General features: G+C 41.7%; 4 protein-coding genes. 2 read left to right on the forward strand and 2 right to left on the reverse strand.

The features are described 5' to 3' along the window. On the reverse strand, positions 1–1409 hold a 1409-nt coding region (locus GMD4S_RS06835; protein WP_000732045.1), incomplete at its 3' end, for an ABC transporter substrate-binding protein/permease. Positions 1410–1538: 129 nt separating this feature from the next. Here GMD4S_RS06835 and GMD4S_RS06840 point away from each other — a divergent pair. After that, on the forward strand, positions 1539–3434 hold the full coding sequence (locus tag GMD4S_RS06840) for a DUF2207 domain-containing protein (RefSeq protein ID WP_000747708.1): 1896 nt from the start codon (positions 1539–1541) through the stop codon (positions 3432–3434). Between the two features lie 59 nt (positions 3435–3493). Next, entirely contained in the window at positions 3494–4339 is an 846-nt protein-coding gene (locus GMD4S_RS06845) for an undecaprenyl-diphosphate phosphatase (protein WP_000273567.1), read from the forward strand. 34 nt (positions 4340–4373) lie between these two features. On the opposite strand, the gene dinB is transcribed toward GMD4S_RS06845, so the two are convergent. Continuing rightward, on the reverse strand, positions 4374–5339 hold a 966-nt coding region (gene dinB / locus GMD4S_RS06850; protein WP_000596850.1), incomplete at its 5' end, for a DNA polymerase IV.

The raw sequence follows: 5339 nt of genomic DNA on the forward strand, positions 1-5339 counted from the left end.
GTTTGTGTTGCTACAGTATTTCCTGAGAAATAAAGCTCAACAACTGAAATAACGTTCAATACAGAGGTATCTTTGATATTGATGACAAACTCATTACCAGTAGCAGGTAGAATATTACGGACAACCTGAGGTAGGACAATCTTACGCATGGTTTGATTGTGGGTCATACCAAGAGCAGTTGCAGCTTCAAACTGTCCTTTGTCAACTGCTAGAATACCACCACGGACGATTTCAGTCATGTAGGCACCTGTGTTGATTGAGACGATGAAGATAGCGGCTAGTGTGCGGTCAAGATTGATACCGAAAGCTTGGGCAGTTCCATAGTAGATAACCATGGATTGAACAATCATTGGTGTACCACGGAAGATCTCGATATAGACATTGAGAATCCAACCGACTAGTTTCTGTAGGGTGTACATTGCCTTGTTCTCAGATAGTGGAGCGGTACGGAAGACCCCGATTGCAAGTCCGATAAGGAGACCTGTGATGGTTCCGATAATGGAGATTAGGAGTGTGATACCAGCACCACGCAAGAGTTGTTGCCAGTTTTCAGAAAGGATCTTAGCAACTTGGCTAAAGAAACTACTTTCTTCCTCCGTTGTTGTAGACTCCACAGGTTGCTCTTTGATCATACGATCCATGAGGGCTACTTGTTCATCCTTAGAGATGGTTTCGATGCTCGCGTTGATTTGGCTGATGCGGCTGTCATCTTTACGAAGTCCAATGGCAATAGCTGTATCTTCTTCGCCAGTTTTGAAACCCGGTTGAGGTTGGATCATTTTGAACTTAGCGTTAGCAGACTCAGCGGTCATTGCTTCAGGTCGTTCAGAAACATAGGCATCAATAACACCAGCCTCCAGAGCTTGACGCATTTGGGCGAAGTCACCCATAGCTGTTTCTTTTTTGGCACCTGGAATTTGGGAAATCAGGTCATAAAGATAAACACCTTGTTGAGACGTGATTTTTGCTCCACTAAAGTCCTCTAAAGATTTGGCATTGGCATAGGCAGAGTCCTTTTTTACCAATAGAACCGGTTCGCTAGTATAGTAACTGCTTGAAAAAGCAATTTCTTGTTTGCGTTCAGCGGTTGGGCTCATACCGGCAATGATCATATCAATTTTGCCAGAAGTAAGGGCTGGAACAAGTCCTTCCCATTTGGTTTTCACAACCAAAGGTTCCTTACCAAGGTCTTTGGCAATCTTTTTAGCAATTTGAACATCGTAGCCGTTGGCATATTGGTTGGTACCGTCGATTTTGACGGCGCCGTTACTATCGTCGTCTTGGGTCCAGTTGAAGGGAGCGTAAGCTGCCTCCATCCCGATGCGTAAATATTCGTCGGCTTGGACTTGGCTAACTAGTCCTAAGGTAAGGGCTAGGCTAGCAAGGATAGATAAGCATAATTTTTTCATGTTTTCTCCTATTTCTAGTCTAAAAATGACTCTCTCTATTGTATCTAAAAATAGTGAGATTTTCAATACAAGTAAGCCTTTACTTATAAAAAATGATATAATGGTAAAAAGATTGAAAGGGAAGCGATTATGAAAAAAAGATGGCTGTTGGCTTTGGTATTTACTTATTTATTATTTATACCGAGCCTGGTTTTTGCAGTAGACTTTGATATCTTATCTTATCAGGGTGATTTGAATATTCATGCAGATAATACTGCAATTTTTAAGGAAACAATTACCTACCGCTTTGGAGATGATTATAATGGTCAGTTAGTTGGACTCGGGAAAGCTGGGAAAATGCCAGAAGGATTTGACATTGATCCCGATCCGACCGTTCAGGTCTCTAAAAATGGAAGAATTGTTCAAAATGCTTCCTTCTATACTATGGAGGAAGAGGACGGTTACAAGGTAAAAATTTACAATGCTGGATATGCTGGAGATACTGTTCGGGTAACGGTTACCTGGAAACTATCAAATCTTCTCTTCTTGTATAAGGATATCGCAGAGCTAAATTGGCAACCCTTGACAGATAGTACTGGAGACATCAAAGAGATTGAGTTCAAGGTCAGCTCTGATACTCCAGCGGAGAAACTCTATTTTCATGCAGGACAACTCCTAAGGGACTCTAGTGTTGAAAAAGTAAATAATCTCTATCATGTCAAAATGAAAGACCTTCCTAGAAAGCGACAGATCGAATTACACGCATACTGGCCTAGAAGTGCTTTTGCAGGAGCTCCAGATCAAGGATTAGAGGAAGAACGTTTAACCGATTTTAACCGGATTGAAAGCAATATAGCAACAGAAAAAGCGCAAAGTGAGATTTTGATGAAATGGGTATTTCCCGTCATTTTTATGAGTCTCTTACTTCTAGTTCCTATTTTCTATAGGATGTTTCGTCAGAGTACAAGCATTAAAAAGGTCTTTCCAAAAGATCATCGACTCTACGAACCACCGATGGATTTGCCTCCAATGGTTTTAGCAGAAGCAGTGTATTCAACTTCCTTAGAGGAAGTCAATCCCCTAAACAAATCAGGGTTTGGTAAATTTACTTTTGAACGTCTGATTCAGGCAACCTTGTTGGATTTAGTAGATCGAGGTCATTTATCTATTTTCCAAGGGGATGAGGAACCTTATGTGCGCATTATCAGTGAAAAGGGTTTGTCCAATTTTGAGAAAGAATGTCTACGCATGACCTTGTCAAATAAGAAAGAATTGGCTATTTCAGAGCTCTTCCCTGATTACCAAGTTTCATCTTCCCTTTACCGTGGTGCCAAAGAGTCAGATGAAAAACATATCCGAGAAACAGGCTCGCGTCTCAAACGCTCCTTTGAAGGAAGACTTCAACGCATTCAGTCTTGTGTCAAGGATAAGGTCCATGTACTTCGTATCCCAAGCTACTATCGTCCTTTGACAAGTGAGGAACGTCGCCTTGCTCTCGGGATGCGGGTCTGTTCAGCCATAACAGCTCTAGGTGGATTGCTTTTCTTTTATTATAGTTGGCAAACACATGGCTTCTTTTCGATCCCGTTTCTACTTTTAGGATTGACAGGATTAGGGACTAGTTTCTGGGTTTATCTTGCCACGCGAGGGGCCTATCGTGATGGAGTTCTAACAGAGGAAGGAGCAGAAATCTTCTATCTCTGGACGAGTTTTGAAAATATGCTTCGCGACATCGCTCATCTGGATCAGGCCGAGCTAGAGAGCATCGTCCTTTGGAATCGTCTACTGGTCTATGCGACTCTCTTTGGTTATGCCAAGAAGGTGAGCAAGTTAATGAAAGTCCGCCATATTCAGCTTGAAAATCCAGATTTGAATCTTTATGTAGCCTATGGTTGGCACTCACAGTTCTACACCTCAACTGCACAAATCAAGCAATATACTGCTGTCGCAAATACAGCTAGCAATTACTCTGTATCTTCTGGAAGTGGTTCTTCAGGTGGAGGATTCTCAGGAGGCGGAGGCGGTGGTAGCATCGGCGCCTTCTAAAAAATCTATCGCAACATCTGAAATTATGTTATAATAGAGGACAGAAAAAGGAGTAATGTATGTATTTTATTGAAATTTTGAAGTCAATCTTTTTTGGGATTGTTGAAGGAATTACGGAATGGTTGCCCATTTCAAGTACTGGCCACTTGATCTTGGTTGAAGAATTTGTACAATACAAGGACCAGAATGAAGCCTTCATGTCCATGTTTAATGTTGTCATTCAGCTTGGTGCCATTTTAGCAGTTATGGTCATTTACTTTAACAAGCTTAACCCTTTCAAACCTGGTAAAACTAAGGTAGAAGTTCGTAGAACTTGGCAATTGTGGTCAAAAGTCTTCGTTGCGACCTTGCCTTTGCTATTGGTTTTTAAATTAGATGATTGGTTTGATGCCAACTTCCATAACATGGTTTCAGTTGCAATCATGTTGATTATCTATGGTGTTGCCTTTATCTACCTTGAAAAACGAAATAAGGCGCAAGCCATTGAACCAACAGTGACAGAGCTAGACAAGTTGCCCTATAAAACAGCCCTTTACATTGGGCTCTTCCAAGTCCTCGCCCTCTTTCCAGGAACGAGCCGTTCAGGTGCGACGATCGTTGGTGGTTTGTTAAATGGAACAAGCCGCTCAGTCGTAACAGAGTTCACCTTCTATCTCGGAATTCCTGTTATGTTCGGAGCCAGCGCTTTAAAGATTTTCAAATTTATTAAAGCAGGTCAACTCTTGAGTTTTGGACAACTGTTCTTGCTCTTGGTTGCCATGGGTGTTGCCTTTGCGGTCAGCATGGTTGCTATTCGTTTCTTGACCAGTTATGTGAAAAAACACGACTTTACACTCTTTGGTAAATACCGTATCGTACTCGGTAGTGTCTTGTTGCTCTATAGTTTTGTGCGTTTGTTTGTATAAGAAAAAAGCTTGAGGGAAGTTTCCTTCAAGCTTTTTAAAATCCTGTCACCGTAATTCCTAGTAAACGGATACCTTTTTCTTTTTCAGCTAGCTCTTCGTAGAGTTGAAGGGCGGTTTGAGAAATCTGACTAGCGTCCTGTGTAGCTTGTGGGAGGCTTTTTCGTCTAGTCAGAGTGGAGAAGTCAGCATATCGTATTTTTAGGATAATGATTTTTCCAGCTTTGTCCTGCTTGCTGAGATTGTGAGCTACCTTTTCGGAGAGAAGAGTCAGCTCTTTTTTGATATCTTCTTCATCCTGGAGAATCTTACTATAGGTTTTCTCCTTCCCGATTGATTTGCGGATGCGATTGGACTTGACTGGAGAATTGTGAATACCACGAGCCTTTCGATAAAGATCATAACCAAGTCTGCCAAAGCGATCGATTAAAGTAACTTCTGAGACATCCAATAAGTCTGCACCAGTATAAATGCCCATTTCATGAAGCTTTTCTACTGTCTTCTTTCCTACACCATGAAATTTAGCAATGTCCATTTGTTTGAGAAAGTCTTGGGCTTTGTCAGGTAGAATCACTGTCAAACCATGTGGCTTCTGATAATCACTGGCCATTTTAGCTAGAAATTTATTGTAGGAAACGCCTGCAGAAGCGGTCAGGTGTAGTTCCTGCCAGATATCCTCTTGGATGAGGCGGGCTATTTTGACGGCTGACTTGATACCGAGTTTATTTTCCGTCACATCTAAGTATGCCTCGTCGATACTCATAGGTTCAATCAAATCAGTGTAGCGTTTAAAAATAGCTCGAATCTCAAGTCCCACAGTCTTATACTTTTCATAATTTCCAGAGATAAAGATAGCTTGGGGACAGCGCTCATAAGCTTCTTTAGAACTCATGGCTGAATGAACACCAAAAGCTCGTGCCTCATAGCTACAGGTAGAAACGACACCACGCCCACCTGTTTGTCTGGGGTCGCTTCCGATAATGACAGGTTTGCCCTTTAACTT

The organism is Streptococcus sp. GMD4S (assembly GCF_000296955.1).